This is a genomic window from Enterovirga rhinocerotis, from assembly GCF_004363955.1.
GTDB lineage: Bacteria > Pseudomonadota > Alphaproteobacteria > Rhizobiales > Beijerinckiaceae > Enterovirga > Enterovirga rhinocerotis.
This window is the reverse complement of sequence record NZ_SNZR01000016.1, coordinates 268,294-286,005: the sequence shown is the minus strand read 5'-3', so window position 1 is coordinate 286,005 and position 17,712 is coordinate 268,294. Positions and strand designations below refer to the sequence as shown.

Genomic DNA, 17,712 nt, shown 5'->3' with positions numbered 1-17,712 from the left:
GGCGGGGTGGGGTGAAACACACCTCTGGTCATCATCGAGGTTCTCGGGGCCGCAATCCCGCGTCACCCCACCCCGGACCTTCGGTCCGACCCTCCCCCTCCAGGGGAGGGTGATCGTGCCCCGGCCGCCCTACGCGACGTCGGTGGCGCTCTTCGAGATCCAGCGGGCGAGATCGCCCTTCGGCTTCGCGCCGACGATCTGATCGACCTTCTGGCCGTCCTTGTACATGAACAGGGTCGGGATCGAGCGGATGCCGAGCTGCGAGGCGATCTGCGGGTTCTCGTCGATATTGATCTTGGCGATCTTCACCCGGCCGGCGAGTTCGGTCGAGAGCTCTTCGAGGGCCGGTCCGATCATGCGGCAGGGGCCGCACCATTCCGCCCAGAAATCGACCACGACCGGCTCCTTCGACTGAAGGACGTCGGTGGCGAAACTCTGGTCGGTGACCTTCACGGTAGCCATGTCGGGGAATCCTTTGCCTGCGCGGCCGTCGCGGCCGCCGGGATGCAGGAAGGTAGGAATGCGGCCCTGCCCGGTCAAGGAAGGGCGAGCACCCGCGCCAGCGCGCCGTCGAGCGCTTCGGGCGCCGGCTCCAGCACGGTCGGCCCTTCCGGCCAGACCAGCAGCGCGCGCAGGGCGCGTCCGGGATGCGTCTCGCGCAGGAGTTCCCGGTAGACCGCGAGCTGCGCGAGATAGCGGTCCGGCGCGATCCCGCCGCGCGGCGGGGCGCCGGTCTTGAAATCGGCGACGACGATCGAATCCGGGCCGACGGCCAGCCGGTCGATCTGGCCGGAGACGGCGCGTTCGCCGCCGGGCGGCCCGATCCGCCCCGCGATCGAGACCTCGCCGCGCGAGCCCGGCGCGAAGAGCGGCGCGAGGCCGGGATGATCGAGGAGCGCGCGGGCATCGGCGGCGATCGCCGCGCGTTCGGCCTCGGAGAGCGCCGAACCGCGCGCCGTCAGGAAGCGCAGCGTCGTCTCCTCCCGCGCCTCGGCCGGCAGCGCGGCGAGATGGTCGATCAGGGCATGGACGAGGACGCCGTGCCGCCGCGCCTCGCGGCGCGCACGGGCCCGCACCGGATCGGACGGGCCTCGGCCCGCGGCGGCGAGCGCGCTCGACGGGCGGAGGGGCGGCAGCGGTTCGGGCTCGGCTTCGACCGCACGGGTGAGCCAGCCCGGCAAGTCGAGCGGCGGCGGGGTGGAGGCCGCCTCCTCCGGCTCGCGGACCGCGCCGCTCTGCCGGTAGATCTCGATCGCCCCCCACGGCGTCTCCTCGGGATCGAGGGGCTCGCCCGCCTCGGCGAAGCCGCGCCGCACCATGGCGCACCAGGCCTCCGGCGGCTCGGTGCCCCTGAGGCCCGTATAGGGAACGAGGACGAGCCGGTCCCGCGCCCGCGTGAGCGCGACGTAGAGGAGGCGGTGATGCTCTTCGAGCCCGCGCTCGTGCAGGGCGGCGCGGGCCTCGCCGACGAGGGGCGGGTCGCTGGACTTGCCCGGCGCCCAGACGGGGAGGGCTTCGTCGCCGCGTCCCGTCGGGAGCGCGATCAGCTTCGGATCCTGGCCGGCGACGTCGCAGCCGTCGAGGAGCACGACGAGCGGCGCCTCGAGGCCCTTGGCGCCATGCACGGTCATCACCCGCACCTCGCCGCTCTGTCCCTCGGGGTCGCGCTTGATGACGTGCTCAGCCGATTCGAAGCGGGCGAGGAAGGCGGTCAGCGAGGGCGCTTCCAACGCGCGCTCCTCGGCCTGGGCGCGGCAGAGGAAGGTGTCGATCGCGTCCTGCGCCTCGCCGCCGAGCCGTTCGACGAGGCGCCGCCGCCCGCCGCCCGGTCCGAGCAGCGTCGCGAAGAAGCCGAAGGCGCCGGTGCTCCGGGCGAGCCGCCGCCATGCCATGAGCGCCTCGAAGGCCGCGCGGGCGCGCGGATCCTCCGCCGCGGCGGCTTCGAGAGCCGCCTCCAGGGATTGCCCCTCCGGGCGGTCGGCGGCGATGCGGATGAGGTCGTCGTCGCCCAGCCCGACGAGGGGCGATTTCAGCGCGCAGGCGAGGGCGAGGTCGTGGCCCGGCAGGAGCGCCGCCTGCCCCGCCGCGACGAGGTCGTTCACAGCGATCTGCTGGTTGATGTCGATCCGGTCCGCCCCGGCGACGGGCACCCCCGCCGCCTTCAGCGCGCGGATCGCGGCGAAGAAGGCGGGGCCGCGCTTGCGGGCGAGGATCAGGACCTCGCCCGGCCGCCAGGGCCGGCCGATGGCGGGATCGGGCTCCGTCGTCCAGTGGCGCACGGCCTCGGCGACGCGCTGGGCGGCGATCAGGGCGGGCGAGCGCGGATCGGGACGGTCGACCGGCTCGGCCCAGGCATCGGCCTCGTCGGCCGCCGGCTCGGGCATCAGCGTCGGCCAGACCTCGATCCGCCCCGGCGCCTTGGGGCGCGCGCTCTCGTGGACGGTCCCGGTCACGCTCTCGTCGAAGGAGAGGCCCCGGAAATGGGCCTTCGGGCGGAAGGTGGCGTCGACCGCGTGCAGGATGGCGGGCGCCGAGCGGAAGGAGAGGACGAGCCCGACATCCTCGAACCGCATCCCCGCCCCGGCATGGCGGCCCTTCCAGTGCCGCCGGCTCTCGTCGAAGAGCCGCGGATCGGCGCCCTGGAAGGAATAGATGGATTGTTTCGGGTCCCCCACCGCGAAGACGGTGCGGATGGCCGGGCCGGGACGCCCCGCGCCGGCCGTGAACTCCTCCGTCAGGCGCTGGAGGATGCGCCATTGCTCGGGGTTCGTATCCTGCGCCTCGTCGATCAGGACGTGGTCGATGCCCCGATCGAGCCGGTACAGCACCCAGGGCGCGTGCCCCCCGTCGAGGAGGGCGAGCGTGCGCCCTATGAGATCGGCGAAATCGAGCGCGCCGAGGCGGCGCTTCAGCGCCTTGAAGCGCTCCCGGATCGCGGCGGCGAAGTGCCAGAGCGCGCGCGTCCGGGCCAGGGTCTCGGCAGCCAGAAGCCTCACATGGACGAGCCGGAGCCGCGTCTGTTCGTCGGCCAGCCGCTGGCGGAGATCGGCGTCGACCGCCTGCGTCACGATCCGTGCGCGCTCCTCGCCCTTGTCCGTGAAGAAGACGCTCCAGTAATGCGCGACCTTCGCCTCGATGCTCGGAGCCTCGGCGGCGAAGACGAGGTCGCGGGCGCGATCGGCGTCGCTCTTCTTGCCCGTCGCGTTCAGCGATGCCGCGACGACCGGCCATTCGGCCGGCGGGATGCCGCCCTCGACGATCGCGCCGCGGATGGCGTCGGGCATCTCGCCCGGCCGCAGACCCAACGCCGCCGCGATCCGGCCGAGCGCCTCCGTCCGCTCCTGCGGCCCGTCCGGGATGCGCTCGTCCGCCACGGCATCGCCGACGAGCCGGGTCAGCGCATCGCCCGAGACCTCCTGCGCGACCGCCTCGAGCGCGGCGGCGAGCGCGAGGTCGCGCTGGCTCGACGCCTCGACGAGCACCGCCGCCCGCGCCTCGGCCATGAGTTCGGCCGCCTGCCCGTCATCGAGCACGGCGAAGCGCGGCGGCACGCCGGCTTCGAGCGGGACGAGATGGAGCAGCCGCTCGCAGAAGGCGTGGATGGTCTCGATCTTGAGGCCGCCGGGCGTCTCGACGGCCCGGGCGAAGAGCCGGCGCGCCCGCGCCAGCGTCGCCCTGTCCGGCCGCTGGCCGCAGAGGCGTTCGAGGGCCTCCGTCAGGGCCGGCGCGTCGAGCGTCACCCAGTCGCCGAGCGTCTCGAAGACCCGGATGGTCATCTCGGCAGCCGCCGCCTTCGTGAAGGTGAGGCAGAGGATGCGGGAGGGCGGCGAGCCGTTGAGCATCAGCCGGATGACGCGGTCCGTCAGGACCTTGGTCTTGCCCGCGCCGGCATTGGCCGAGACCCAGGCCGAGGCCTCCGGGTCGGAGGCGCGGCGCTGGCGCTCGATCGCGTCCGGCGAGACGACGAGGTCGCGCCGGCTCATGGCTCGCCTCCCTCGGCGAGCGACCATTCGGCGACGCGGGCGAGGTGGTCGTAATCCGAATAGGCGAGCGCGTATTGCGGATAGGGCCGGGAGACGTAGCCTGCCCCCTCGACCCCGTAGCGGCGCGCGAGCCCGGTCAGGCCCTCGACATGCTTGTCGACGAGCTCGCCCATGGAGGGCGCATCCTTCGGGGGGCGCAGCTCCCGGTCGACGAGGCGCTGACGGCCGCCGAGCTTGACGTAGTGCAGCGCCGGCGTGCCCGCGACCGCCGGCACGTCGCGGAACCCGCCGGCGCGCAGCATCGCGGCTTCGAGCGTGAGCTGGGGCGAGAACCCGGCCGCCATCATCTTGTCCGTCGGCACCGTCCCGGTCTTGAAGTCGACGATCGAGGCGGTGCCGTCCTCGCCGATCTCGATCCGGTCGGCCGTGCCCCGGACGATCAGCGCATCCGCATCGAGGGGGATCGGAAGCTCGCCGGAGCGTTCGAGATGGCGGATGCCGTAGCGCGCGCGCCGCCGGCCCTCCCAGGCGAGGAGATGCGGCACGAGCCGCTGGAAGTCGGGCCACCACAGGGCGTGGAGTTCCGGATAGGCGTCGGCGAGGCCGCGGAAGGCATCGGCGCCGCGCTGGAGCAGCTCCGCCTCCGCGCCCGGCGGCAGCTCGCCCGGATGGGCGGCGGCGAATTGCGCCAGGACCTCGTGCAGGATGGTGCCGCGTTCGGCCAAGGAGGGCAGCATGCCGACCTCGTCGAGCGGGGCGAGGCGCAGGATGTGGCGCGCGAAGATCGCATAGGGATCGCGCACCAGCGTCTCGATCTCGGTCACGCTGAGGCGGCGCGGGAAGCGTTCCGGGCCCGGCCGCGGCGAAGGCCGCGATGCCGGCGCGACGGAACGCGGCGCGTCGAGCGCCCGGCCGAGGGCGAGATAGCGCGCGCCCCCCTCCTCCAGGGCCGCCCAGGGTCCGGCGCCGACGAAGGAGCGCAGCCGTTCGAGGAAGCGCGACGGCACGGTCGGCTTGCCCTCGCGCTTGCGGGCGCGGGTCAGGATCGCGTCCGGCGTGCCGAGCGCCTGGACGAAGTCGTGCGCCGTCTGGCCGATCCGCCGCTCGGGCGGGGACAGGCCGAGCTTCAGCCGCATCGGCCGGTTGAGGAAGGGATCGCTCTCGGCCGAAGGCGGCCAGATCGATTCGTCGAGCGTGGCGAGGACGATCCGGTCGACCTCGAGGAGGCGCGCCTCGAGGAGACCGAGGATCGTCACCCGGCGGTGGCCGGAGCCCGAGGCGGGGGCGAGCACGCGCTCCCGCGCGATCGCGGTGAAGAAGGCCGGGTACTCGGTGAGCCGCCCCTCCACCGCCGCGCTCGGCGGCATCAGCGCGAGTTCGTCGAGAAGGGCGAAGAGCGGCCCGAAGGAGGGGTCGAGCTCGGGGGATTGGGCGGCGTGGCTCACCCTCCCCTGGAGGGCCACGGCATTCATATCTCCTGCCGTCAGCCCGGGGGCTTCCTTCCCCCCTGCGGGGAAGGTGGTCCCGAGCGAAGCGGAGGGCCGGATGGGGGGCGTGCGGCTCGCGTCCAGCTCTCCGCGAGCGTCACGCCCCCCACCCCCGGCCCCTCCCCACAAGGGGGAGGGGAGGTGCGCGTGCGTCGCCGGCTCGATGAGCGCGAGGATCGCGGCGAGGTGGCGGGGGGCGTGCTCGACGAGGTCGGCGCGGGTCTCGGCCTCGACGGAGCCGAAATCGGCGAAGGCGCGTTCCAGCCGCATCACGAGGTCCTCGGCCTCGTTCCAGTCGCTCTCGCAGAGCCTCCGGCGCGGCAGCGGATCGCGATGGTTGCGCTTGGCGCGGCGCAGGCGGAGCCCGGCGGCGATGCCGGACAGGCCCGAGGCCGGAGCCGGGCCGCGCAGGACCGCGATCTCGAGGCTCGACGCCGCCCGCTCGATCGCCGCGCGCGGTAGGCCGAGCGTCACGGCGGGATGGGCGAGGAGGGCGAGGACCGGGAGCGGCGCGAAACGCGCGGCGACGGCTTCGGCGGCGAGGCGCGCGAGATGCCCCGCCGGGGTGTCGGCGAGCGAGGTTCCGGCCGAATCCTCCACGGCGACGCCCCAGCGCTGCAGCTCGATCGCGACGCGGCGGGCGAGGGCCCGGTCGGGCGTGACGAGCGCCGCCGTGCGGCCCGGCTCCTCCAGCACCTCCCGGAGCGCAATGGCGATGGCGAGCGCTTCCTCGCGCTCGTCGCCCGCCTCGATCAGGGCGAGGCCCTCGCAGCCGGCCTCGGCGATCGCGCGGCGTTCGAGATCGGGGATCGCCGCCCAGGCATCGGTGCTCTCGGCCGGCCGCATGACCTCCGACAGGAGCCGCCGCCGCGCCGCGACGGGGTGGTGGGGCGCGAGGTCGGGCCCGAGCGCGACCACGTCCGGGCGCGGCACGTCGAGCGCGCCCGCGAGGAGGCGGCGCATCATGCATTGCGGATGGCCCCAGAGCGGTCCGGCCTCGAGGTCCCGCGCGCCGTCGCGCCCGCCGATCGCCGTCCAGGCCGCCTCGTCGAGCCCCGTATCGAGGCCGGGCAGCACGACGGCCCCGTGCGGCAGCCGGGCAATGGCCGCCAGCAGCTGCGCAGTCGCGGGGACGGATCCCGTCGAGCCCGCCGCGACGACGGGCCCGGCCGGCGGATCGGCGAGAAGGCGAGCCGCCTCGGCGAGCAGCGCGTCGTGGCGGCGGCGGGCCGGATCGCTCGCGCCGCGCTCGGCGAGGATCGCCGGCCAGGCCTCGTGCGCGATGCGGACGAAGGCGAGGGTCTGCGCGAAATAATCCGAGTATTCCGCCTCGACGGCGCCCGCGAGCTCGTCCCAGGCGATGCCCTCGGTCGCGAGCGAATCCATGAGCGCGGCGAGGTCCGAGGCGAGCGCCACGGCGTCGGCGGCCGAGCCGGCCGGCACGAAAGCCTGCCCCGCTCCGGCCGCCGCGCGGTCGAAGGCCTCCATCCAGCGCTGCACGAGCCGTGCCAGGATCAGGCGGCGCTCTCCGGACGGGATGGGCGGCGGCCCGTCGCGGCCGGGCTCGAACAGGTCCTCGTCCGCGTCGCCCAGCGGCACGATCCGCGGCAGCAGCACCGCCCGACGCTCCGACCGTTCCGCCAGCAGCGCGGCGAGGGCGCGGCCGGCGCGGCGCGTCGGCAGGTACAGCGTCGCATCGGGGAGCTCGGCTCCCTCGGGCCAGCCGCCCGTCAGGCGCCCGTCGAGGAGCGCGTCGGCGAGCGTCGGGAGAAACGGCGTTCCGGGCGGGATCGTGAAGACGCGGGGATCGCGCAAGCGGGGCCTCTGCGGAAAGATCGTCTCGGCTCAGGCGACGATCGAGCTCCCCGCCTTCCTCATGCTGAGGTGCCGGCCGGAGGCCGGCCTCGAAGCACGCTCAACCGTGTGCCGATCCTTCGAGGCCCGGCTTTGCCGGGCACCTCAGGATGAGGAGGGACGGAGGCCCGACGCAGCCTCCCCGCCGGCGAGCCGCTCCTCAGCCTGCGGGATCGCCTCGGGCGTCCCGACATGCAGCCACTCGCCGTCGAGGACGACACCATAGAGGCGGCCTGCGGCGATGGCACGGTCGAAGATGAGGTTCAGCGAGAAGGCCCCGTCCGGCGTCTCCTCGAAACTCCCGCGCCGGAAGATCCCGACGCCCGCATAGACGTAGGGCGCGGTGTCGTCCTCGCCGCGGCGCGCGAGGCGGCCCGCCTCGTCGCGGCGGAAATCGCCCGCGCCGTCATAGCCGAGGCTGTCCCGGTCGGCGAGGAGGAGGAGAGCGTCCATCTCGTCCGGCCGCCAGGCCTCGATCAGGCGGGCGAGGTTGCTGCCGCCGCTCTCGGTCCAGAGCGAATCGGAATTCATGGCGAGGAAGGTCTCGCCCAGAAGCGGCAGCGCGCGCTTCACGCCGCCGCCGGTCTCCAGCAGGGCGTCGCGCTCGTCCGAGATCGTGACGGCGGGCTCGCCGATCTCCGCCGCATGCTCCTCGATCCGCGCCTCGATCTGGTCGGCGAGGTGGTGGACGTTGACGACGGCGCTGGGAATGCCGGCGTCGCGCAGGCGCCCGAGGGCGTGATCGAGCATCGTCCGCCCGCCGATCCGCACGAGCGGCTTCGGCAGCGTGTCGGTGATCGGCCGCATGCGCTGGCCGAGCCCGGCCGCCAGCACCATCGCGGTGTCGATGACGGCTCCGGCGGCCTCCTCCGTCGGCTCGCCCACCGGCTGCGGGAAGAGGTCCGGCACCGCCTCCGCGAACCAGCTCTTCAGCCGCGCGAGGGCCGGGTGGTCGAGGTTGCGCAGGAGATAATCCGAGATGCGCGGGAGGTGGCGCAGGTAATGCGGCTTGCCGTCCCTGCGGTCGAGCCGGGCGAAGATGCCGAGGATCTTGGTCGCGCGCTGGGCGGCCATGATCGCGTAATGGGCGGCGAAGCTCGCCGTGTCGAATTCGGGATCGGCGGCGCGGCGCGCCGAGGCATAGATGCCGAGGAGACGCAGCTCGAGTTCCGGCGGCACGGTCACGCGCGCATCCTGGAGGAGCGACGCGACGTCGTAGGCCGGCGGGCCCATCACCGCGTCCTGGAAGTCGATCATGCCGACCCGCGCGAGCCCGTCCCGCTCCGGCAGCCAGATCAGGTTCGGCGAATGATAGTCGCGCAGGGCCCAGGTCTGAGGACCGGTCAGGGGGCCCTCCAGGGCCTCGCGCCAGGCATGGGCGAACTCGGCCCGGACCGAACCCGACGGGTCGCGGCCCGCGACATGCGGCAGATACCAGTCGAGCAGGAGATCGACCTCGATCAGCATCGCGTCGAGATCGTAGGGCGGGATCGTGTGGCTGCGCCCCTCCGCGACCGGAAGGCTCGTCGGCAGCGAGCGGCCGTGAAGGTCCGCGAGGCAGCGCGTCGCCTCGGCATAGCGGTCGGGGATCGGGCCATCCGCATCGACCACGAGGCCGGGACCGAGATCCTCGATCAGGAGCAGGCCGACATCGAGGTCCTCGGCATGGATGCGCGGCGCGCTGAACCCCTGCGCGAGGAGGCCCCGATCGACCGCGACGAAGGCGTCGACGGTCTCGGCGAGCCTCGCGATGGCGCTATACGGCTTGCCGCGGCGGACGGGCGGGCCGTCCGGACGCGGCGGCGAGATCATCAGGATCGCCGTCTCGCCGGAGGGCTTCTCCAGGCGCTGATAGAGACGCGTCGAGGCATCCCCGCTCATGGGCAGGCGGCGCGCATCGCCCCAGCCGGCTTCCGCCACCATCGCCTCGAGGGCGATCGTCCTGGCCATCCTGCCGCGCAGCGCGCCCTCGCCGGACAGGACCGCCTCGCGGCGTCCCGTCGCCGTGTCGAGGCTCAGCGCGACGTCGAGGCGCGGCCGGGCGAGGAGGCTCGGCGAGCGCTCCGGCCACTCGACGATCAGGGCCGTGGTCTGGAGGTCCTCGAAGCCGAGTTCGACCAACTCGCCCTCGCCCGCGATCCGGTAGAGGTCGGCATGGACGACCGGCCCTGCCGGGCCGTCATAGCTCTGGACCAGGGTGAAGGTCGGGCTCGGCGCCTCCAGCTCGGGGTCGCCGAGATGCGCCCGCAGGATGGCGCGCGCGAGCGTCGTCTTGCCCGCGCCGATCGGCCCGTGCAGGGCGACGATGTCGCCGGGCTGCAATTCCGATCCGATGCGGTGGCCGAGCCGGAGGGTGGCGGCCTCGTCCGGAAGGGGGACGATCTCGCGGCCCGGACCGCCGGCCTCTTTAGGGGGAGCCTCGCTCAAGAGGGATCCGTCTCGCTGTCGTCGATGGTGGGAATGGAGGCGGCGAGCTGCTTCGTCGGCTCGCCCTGATCGGCCGGGAAGTAGCAGGTCACGGTCGTGCCGGCATCCTTCTCCGAGACGAGTTCGACATGGCCGCCATGGAGCTCGACGAAGGAGCGCACGATCGAGAGGCCTAGGCCGACGCCGCGATGCTTCGTGCCGGCCGAGTCGGTCTCGAACCGGTCGAAGACGCGGTCTTGGACCTCCGGCGGGATGCCGCGACCCTGGTCGACCACGCTGACGACGACGCTGCCGTCGTCCTTCCGGGCGGCGACCCGGATCGTCTGGCCGGGCGAGGAGAAGCCCGCTGCGTTCGAGAGGAGGTTGTAGATCACCTGCCGGACGCGCTTCCGGTCGCCGATGAAGCCGCCGATGCTGGCGGGGACGTCGATCTCGAGGCGCAGGTCGCTCTCGACCAGCCGGTCCTTGATGCCCTCGGCGGCGGTCTCGATCGTCTCGCGGATATCGACCCGCTCGCGGTCGAGCTCGATCGTCTCGGTATCGATCGAGGCGAGGTCGAGGATGTCGTTGATGATGGCGAGCAGCGTTCCGGAGGAACGCATGATGTGGCCCGCATATTCGCGCTGGCGCTCGTTCAGCGGGCCGACCGTCTCCTCGCCGAGCAGCTCGGTGAAGCCGATGATGTTCGTCAGGGGCGAGCGCAGCTCGTAGGAGACGTGGTGCACGAAGCCGTTGCGCAGGCGCGCGGCGAGTTCCAGGGCCTCGTTGCGCTCCTTCAGGACGCGCTCCTGGTTCGCCTGGGCGGTGACGTCCGCGCAGGTGACGAGCGTGGCGCCGCCCGGCAGCGGCTCGACGGCCGCGTCGATGACCTTGTCGTCGACGCGAGCCATCCGCATCGCCTGCCGCTCGCGGCGGTCGCTGAGGCCGGAGACGGCCGAGGTGATGTCGTCCCAGGGACCGTCCTCGGGCGCGAGCCGGCGGCCGAGCTCGACGACGATGTCGATATGGGGGCTCCGCTCCACGATCTCCGGCGTCAGCCGCCAGAGTTCGGCGAAGGCGCGGTTCGAGAGCTTGAGGCGGCCATCCTGCCCGAACAGCGCGACGCCCTCGGCCAGGGTGTCGAGCGTCTCGCGCTGGGTGCTGATCAGCGCGTTGACGCGCGATTCGAGATCCATGCGGTCGGAGACGTCGTCGAAGAGATAGGTGATGCCACCCTGCGGATTGGGGCTCGTGACGACGCGCAGGGTGCGCCGGTCGGGCAGATGCCACCAGGTCTCGCTCGATTCGGCGCTGCGATAGGCTTCGAGCAGGCTCTCCTTCCATTTGCGGAAATCGGCCTGTTCCGGCAGACGACCCTCGGCGCGCAGCCGATCGAGGATCTCGCCCTCGCTCGGGGTCGAATCGAGGAAGGCGTGCGGCAGCGACCAGAGCTGGCGATAGGCCGCGTTGTGGAACACGAGCCGCTGGCGGCCGTCGAAACTCGCGACCGCGATGGGCATGTCGTCCAGCACCCGCCGATGTGCCTCGGCCTGACGCGCGAGTTCGGCGCGCATGGTCTCGGCCTCGGACACGTCGCGGACGATCCCGCCCGTCCGGATCGCGGCGGGATCGGCGAGGTCGGAGAGCGGCATTTCGGCCACTTCGAGCGTGCGGCGGCTTCCGGCCATGACGGCCGTGACGCGGTTGCGGTAGGGTTTGCCCTGGCGCCGGTTGGACGCCGCCTCGTCGCGATCGGGGCGATCGAGCAGTTCGGCCAGCGCGTCCGTCCCCTCGCCCTTGGCCTGCGGCGCGCCCGCTTCGACCGCCGCGCGGTACGCGGCGTTCACCCAGGCGAGCCGGCCCTCGCCGTCGCGCAGCCAGACCGGCTGGCTGATCGATTCGAGCAGGCACCGGAGCGCGTCCCGCTCCCGCCGCGTCGCGGCGGCCTCGGCCTCGACCCGAAGCAGCGCCGCCCGGTCGTCCGACACATCGCGCAGCCGCAGCACGGCGCGTCCGCCCACGGCCCGGCCCTCGGCCTCGATGAAGCGGTCCTTGGCGGTGCGCAGGGAGATGCGGAAACCCTCGCCGCGCTCGCGCAGCCGGGCGATCAAGGCTTCGATGCGCGAGGCATCCGCCGGCTTCAGCCAGGACCCGAACGCCAGGACGCGGCGCGCATTCCCGCTCTCGTCGAGCAAGGTGGGATCGCCCTCGACGGAGGGAGGCGCATCGGCCTCGTTCCACAGGACGAGCACCTGGCGCTCGGAGCCGAGCAGGATCTTGGTGCGATCCTCGACCTCGCGCAGCCGCGCGATCTCGACCGCGGATTCGCGGTCACGGTCGCTCCAGACCCGCCTGTCCCGCACGGAGAAGATGGCGAGCGTCGTCGTGAAGACGAGGAGCCCCATGACGAGCGCCGAACCGAAGACGCTCTGGAGGCCGAGGACGAGGCTCTGGGGCGCCGCCGCGTGCTGCGCCAGCGCGGCATCGGCGGCCGAGACGAGGGCGGCGACGCTCACGCCCCGGGCGAGACGCCGGACGAGGCCGCAGCGCACACCCTCGGCGCGCCGTGCGGTCTCGGCGCACAAGGCTGGGACAGGAATCGAGGTCGTCGGGCGGCTCATCACGACTGATCGTTGGCGGGATGCGCGAGAGCGGAAACTTACAGCCGCGCCGCACGAATCGATGCAGTGTAATGTGCCGAGGACTCGGTGAGAAAGTCGTTAACGAGACCTTGCCGGGAATGGTCCAACCATCCCCGGCAAGCGTGACAGGACTGCCACAGGCCTCGATTCGTTCCGGTCAATACCGATAGTGATCGGGCTTGAACGGTCCGGTTTCGGCGACGCCGATATAGGAGGCCTGGTCCGGACGGAGCTTCGAGAGCTTGGCGCCGACCTTATCGAGATGGAGCGCCGCGACCTTCTCGTCGAGGTGCTTGGGCAGCGTGTAGACCTTCTTCTCGTACTTGCCCGGATTGGTCCAAAGCTCGATCTGGGCCAGCGTCTGGTTGGTGAAGGAGGCCGACATCACGAAGGACGGGTGTCCCATCGCGTTGCCGAGATTCACGAGCCGACCTTCCGAGAGCAGGATCATCCGCTTGCCGTCGGGGAAGGTGATCTCGTCCACCTGCGGCTTGATGTTGTCCCACTTCAGGTTCTTCAGGGTCGCGACCTGAATCTCGTTGTCGAAGTGGCCGATGTTGCAGACGATCGCCCGGTCCTTCATCGCGCGCATGTGCTCGATGGTGATCACGTCCTTGTTGCCGGTGGCGGTCACGAAGATGTCGGCGCGCGGAGCGGCGTCCTCCATCGTGACGACCTCGTAGCCCTCCATCGCCGCCTGCAGGGCGCAGATCGGGTCGATCTCGGAGACGAGGACGCGGCAGCCGGCCTGGCGCAGCGAGGCGGCCGAGCCCTTGCCGACGTCGCCGAAGCCCGCGACCATCGCGATCTTGCCGGCCATCATGACGTCGGTGCCGCGGCGGATGCCGTCGACGAGCGATTCACGGCAGCCGTAGAGGTTGTCGAACTTGGACTTCGTGACGGCGTCGTTGACGTTGATCGCCGGCCACAGGAGCTTGCCGGCCTTCTGCATCTCGTAGAGGCGGTGGACACCGGTCGTGGTCTCTTCCGAGACGCCCTTGATGCTGTCGGCGATGGCCTTGAAATAGCCCTTCGGCTTCTCGGCGAGCTGCTTCTTGAGCAGCGCGAAGAAGATCTCCTCCTCCTCGGAGCCGGGCTTGTCGAGGAAGGCGGTGTCGCCGTTCTCGGCGCGCAGGCCGAGATGGACGTACATCGTGGCATCGCCCCCGTCGTCGAGGATCATGTTGGGATGGCCGCCGCCGTGCCACTCGAACAGCTTGGCGGTGTAGTCCCAGTAATCCTTCAGCGTCTCGCCCTTGACGGCGAAGACCGGGATGCCGGCGGCCGCGATGGCGGCGGCGGCGTGGTCCTGGGTCGAGTAGATGTTGCAGGACACCCAGCGGATATCGGCGCCGAGCGCCTTCAGCGTCTCGATGAGAACGCCCGTCTGGATCGTCATGTGGAGGGAGCCCGCGATGCGCGCGCCCTTGAGAGGCTGGGCGGGGCCGTATTCCTCGCGGCTGGCCATGAGGCCGGGCATCTCGGTCTCGGCGATCGAGAGCTCCTTGCGGCCCCAATCGGCGAGGCCGATATCGGCCACGATGTAGTCGGTGAAGGCCTCGTCGGCCTTCTGCACTGCCTGCGACATGTGGGCTTTCCTGTTGCGGGCGCGCCATGACATGCGCCCGGTGAAAGACGCGCGGCCTATAGCACCGGCCCAGGGCCGAGGCAATCAACATATAAAGATGTCTTTATGTGTTCTAATCGGCAGCCCGTCGCGCGGCAGGAGCGTTTGACAAAACGAACGATCTGTTCTTTGTCGGGGATGAAATTCCCGGCAGGAGATTGTGCGATGACCCTAATACGCCGTTCTGTTTTGTGGATTGCCGCCGGCCTCGCCATGGCGGGCGGCTCGGCCGTCGCGCAGGCCCCGAAGGAAATCCGGATCGATTTCGCGACCTATAACCCGGTCAGCCTCGTCCTCAAGGACCAGAAGCTCCTGGAGAAGGCCTTCGAGAAGGACGGCATCACCATCCGCTGGGTGCAGGCGGCCGGCTCCAACAAGGCGCTGGAATTCCTGAATGCAGGCTCGATCGATTTCGGCTCGACGGCCGGATCGGCCGCCCTGGTGGCGAAGATCAACGGCAACCCGATCAAGTCGATCTACGTCTATTCGCGCCCCGAATGGACCGCGCTCGTCACGCGCAAGGACACGGGGGTCACCAAGGTCGAGGACCTCAAGGGCAAGCGGGTCGCCGTCACCCGCGGCACCGATCCGCACATCTTCCTCGTGCGCGCCCTCGCCGACGCGAAGCTGACCGAGAAGGACGTCAGGCTGGTCCTCCTCCAGCACGCGGACGGGCGCCTCGCGCTCGAGCGCGGCGATGTCGATGCCTGGGCGGGCCTCGACCCGATGATGGCCGCGGCGGAGGTCGAAGGCGGCGCGGTGCTGTTCTTCCGCAAGCCCGAGGCCAATACCTGGGGCATCCTCAACGTGCGGGAGGACTTCGCCAAGGCGAACCCCGAGATCGTGCGCAAGGTGCTGGGCGTCTACGAGGAGGCGCGGCGCTGGTCGCTCGACCATCCGGCCGAGCTGAAGCGCATCTTCGCCAGCGTCACCAAGCTGCCGGCCCCGGTGGTCGACCGCCAGATCGACCAGCGCACCGAGCTCACCCACAGCGTCATCGGCGCCCCGCAGCGCGACTCGATCCTCGCGGCCGGCATCGCCCTCCAGGCCGCGGGCGTCGTCGACGCCAAGGTGGACGTGAAGGCGACCGTCGATGCGCTGATCGATCCGAGCTACCTCGCCGCGACGACGACGAATTGATGCCCGCCCGGCCGCCGGAGCGTCCTCGGACACCGGCGGCCCGAGCCATCTCGGGATGACGACGGTGTTGGAACAGGGAGTTGCACTCGCCGCTGGAGCCGCGCCCGCGGCCGACCCGCCGAGGACCCGGCGCGTCGCCCCGACGCGTCGGTTGCTCTGGCCGATCGGCCTCGTGCTCCCCCTCCTGCTCGCGCTCGGCTGGGAAGCGGCGGTGAGCCTCGGCCTCGCGAGCGGGAGGCTGATGCCGCCGCCGAGCCGGATCCTCGCCACCCTCTGGGCGCTGGCCGCCAGCGGCGAACTCTGGACGCATGTCTGGGCCACCGGCTGGCGCGTCGCCGTCGGCTTCGGGCTCGGCGCGGCGGCGGGAATCGTCCTCGGGGTCCTGTCGGGCGCGAGCCCGCTCGTCCGTCGCCTCGGCGATCCGACCCTGCAGGCCCTTCGGGCCATCCCCTCGATCGCCTGGGTGCCGCTCTTCATCCTCTGGTTCGGCATCTTCGAGGCGTCGAAGGTGGCGCTGATCGCGGTCGGCGTCTTCTTCCCGGTCTATCTCGGCGTGATGGGGGGCATCCTGTCGGTCGACCGCAAGCTCGTCGAGGTCGGCCGCGTCTTCCGGCTGTCGCCGCCGGCCCTCGCCCGGCGCATTCTCCTGCCCGCCGTCCTGCCGGAACTCGTCACCGCCCTGCGCTCGGGCCTCGGGCTCGGCTTCATGTTCGTGGTGGCGGCCGAGTTCATGGGCGCCTCCGAAGGCCTCGGCTACCTCCTGGTCGACGGCCAGCAGCTCGGCAAGCCGGACCAGATCCTGGCCGCCATCATCGCCTTCGCGCTGCTCGGCAAGCTCGCCGATTCGGTGCTCGTGGCGCTCACCGGCCCGCTCGTGCGCTGGCAGGACACGCATCGGGACCGCCTCTGATGCTCTCTCTCGATCGCCTGTCGAAGACCTATGCCGACGGCACCGTCGCGCTCTCCGACATCACGCTCACCGTGGCCGAATCCGAGATCGTGGCGCTGATCGGCGGATCGGGCTGCGGCAAGACGACCCTCCTGCGGCTCCTCGCCGGACTCGACGTCGCGAGCCGCGGCGGCATCACCCTCGACGGGGTGCCGATCACCGAGCCGCACCCGAGCGTCGGCATCGTCTTCCAGGAGCCGCGCCTCCTGCCCTGGCTCACCGTGGCGCAGAATGTCGGCTTCGGCCTCGCGGACCGGAGCTCGGCCGAGGCGAAGGGGCGGATCGCCCATGCCCTCGAGAAGGTCGGGCTCGCCGGCCATGCGGCACGCTGGCCGAAGGAGCTGTCCGGCGGCCAGCAGCAGCGCGTCGCGATCGCCCGCGCCTTCGTCACCGAACCGAAGCTGCTCCTCCTCGACGAGCCCTTCTCGGCGCTCGACGCCTTCACGCGCGCCAGCCTGCACGAGCATCTGCTCGGCCTGTGGGCGGAGAGCCGGCCGATGGTCGTCCTCGTGACGCACGATGTCGGCGAGGCCGCGGCGCTCGCCGACCGGGCCTTCGTGATGCGGCCGAAACCGGGCCGGATCGACGACGAGGTGCCGCTCGGCCTCGCCCGGCCGCGGGAGCGCTCGTCCCATGCCTTCGAGGACGCGACCCGGCGCCTGCTGGCGAGTCTCGACCGCTCGCTCAAGGCGCCCGAGGCGGCCGCGCAGGATGCGACCGGGGCCGCCCTCTGGTGGTGAGCCCGCGCCGCTCCCGCCGCCGGCCCTGACCCCGCCTCACGGCCGATCCGCCCCGCACGCGGGTCTTAAGCCTCGCATTCGCCCGCCCCCGCGCCCATAGAAGATTATTCTTGGCGCGGGACATGTATGGCGCGCAGGCGGCAGAGGGAGCGGGCAGCGTGAGCGACGGCGGATCGCAGACGGGGCGCGAGGGATTCGTGATCACGCGCGAGCGGCTGCTCAGCGGCGCCCATCTCGCGGCGATCCGCAAGCGCGCCGCACCCGACTTCCCGATCCGCTCCGACGAGGAGATCGAGGCCTCCCTGGACGAGGCCCTCGCGGGCCATGCTCAGGGCGAGGATCTCTGGGTGTTCGGGTACGGCTCGCTGATGTGGAACCCCGCCTTCCTCTACGACGAGCAGCGGCTCGGCACGATCCGGGGCTGGCACCGCCGCTTCTGCCTGAACCTGACGCGCGGGCGGGGCTCGCCCGATTGCCCGGGCCTCATGCTCGCCCTCGATCGCGGGGGAGCCTGCCGCGGCATGGCCTTCCGGATCGCCGCCCAGCAGGCGCGCGACGAGCTCCGTCTGGTCTGGCGGCGCGAGATGCTGTCCGGCTCCTATCTCGCGCGCTGGGTCAGGGTGGCGACCGAGGCGGGTCCCGTGCGGGCCGTCACCTTCGTCGTGAACCCGGACCATGCCCGCTATATCGGCTTCATGGACGAGGCCGAGGCGGCCGAGCGCATCCGCCGTGCGAGCGGCGAACTCGGCTCCTGCCTCGATTACTTCGACCGGACGGTCGCCTCGCTCCAGGCCTTCGGCCTCCGCGACGCCGCCCTGGAGCGGATCGCGCGCGCGATCACGCGCGACTGAGCCGGCGAGAAGGCTCTCCCACGCCGGGCCGGT

9 protein-coding genes and 2 pseudogenes are annotated in these 17,712 nt (G+C 71.9%); 4 read left to right on the top strand and 7 right to left on the bottom strand.

Annotated elements, in window-relative coordinates; genetic code table 11:
* Positions 1–129: 129 nt before the first annotated feature.
* The 7 genes and pseudogenes from trxA to ahcY all read right to left on the bottom strand — a co-directional run bounded on the left by trxA (position 130) and on the right by ahcY (position 13,960).
* Positions 130–462, bottom strand: a complete 333-nt coding sequence (trxA, locus tag EV668_RS21935; RefSeq protein WP_133774188.1) for a thioredoxin — start codon at positions 460–462, stop codon at positions 130–132.
* A gap of 74 nt (positions 463–536) precedes the next feature.
* A complete protein-coding gene (gene addA / locus EV668_RS21930) occupies positions 537–3,983 on the bottom strand; it encodes a double-strand break repair helicase AddA (protein WP_133774186.1) in 3,447 nt (1,148 codons plus the stop codon).
* Complete coding sequence (gene addB, locus EV668_RS25450; RefSeq protein WP_133774184.1) at positions 3,980–7,285, bottom strand: double-strand break repair protein AddB; 3,306 nt, start codon at positions 7,283–7,285, stop codon at positions 3,980–3,982. Before addB ends, addA begins: the two co-directional genes overlap by 4 nt.
* A gap of 144 nt (positions 7,286–7,429) precedes the next feature.
* A pseudogene (locus EV668_RS25445) lies at positions 7,430–8,152 on the bottom strand (nucleotidyltransferase family protein); the annotation flags it as partial.
* Positions 8,153–8,197: 45 nt separating this feature from the next.
* A pseudogene (gene tsaE, locus EV668_RS25440) lies at positions 8,198–9,751 on the bottom strand (tRNA (adenosine(37)-N6)-threonylcarbamoyltransferase complex ATPase subunit type 1 TsaE); the annotation flags it as partial.
* Positions 9,748–12,351: a sensor histidine kinase gene (locus EV668_RS21915; protein ID WP_133774180.1), complete on the bottom strand. Its 2,604-nt coding sequence runs from the start codon at positions 12,349–12,351 to the stop codon at positions 9,748–9,750. The gene EV668_RS21915 and the pseudogene tsaE, both read right to left, overlap by 4 nt.
* A 178-nt stretch (positions 12,352–12,529) precedes the next feature.
* Entirely contained in the window at positions 12,530–13,960 is a 1,431-nt protein-coding gene (ahcY, locus tag EV668_RS21910) for an adenosylhomocysteinase (protein WP_133774178.1), read from the bottom strand.
* 204 nt (positions 13,961–14,164) lie between these two features.
* On the opposite strand from ahcY, the gene EV668_RS21905 reads away from it, so the two are divergent.
* From EV668_RS21905 to EV668_RS21890, 4 genes are all read left to right on the top strand, one after another.
* Positions 14,165–15,139 carry an aliphatic sulfonate ABC transporter substrate-binding protein gene (locus EV668_RS21905; RefSeq protein WP_133774176.1) on the top strand — a complete coding sequence of 325 codons (975 nt, stop codon included), beginning with the start codon at positions 14,165–14,167 and terminating at the stop codon, positions 15,137–15,139.
* Positions 15,140–15,194: 55 nt separating this feature from the next.
* Positions 15,195–16,049, top strand: coding sequence for an ABC transporter permease (locus EV668_RS21900; protein ID WP_133774175.1), 855 nt, complete (start codon positions 15,195–15,197; stop codon positions 16,047–16,049).
* Positions 16,049–16,828 carry an ABC transporter ATP-binding protein gene (locus EV668_RS21895; protein WP_133774173.1) on the top strand — a complete coding sequence of 260 codons (780 nt, stop codon included), beginning with the start codon at positions 16,049–16,051 and terminating at the stop codon, positions 16,826–16,828. The genes EV668_RS21900 and EV668_RS21895 overlap by 1 nt, the downstream gene beginning before the upstream one ends.
* A 158-nt stretch (positions 16,829–16,986) precedes the next feature.
* Positions 16,987–17,679 (top strand): gamma-glutamylcyclotransferase, encoded by a 693-nt coding sequence (locus EV668_RS21890; RefSeq protein WP_245513348.1) that lies wholly within the window; start codon positions 16,987–16,989, stop codon positions 17,677–17,679.
* The last annotated feature ends 33 nt before the right edge of the window (positions 17,680–17,712 follow it).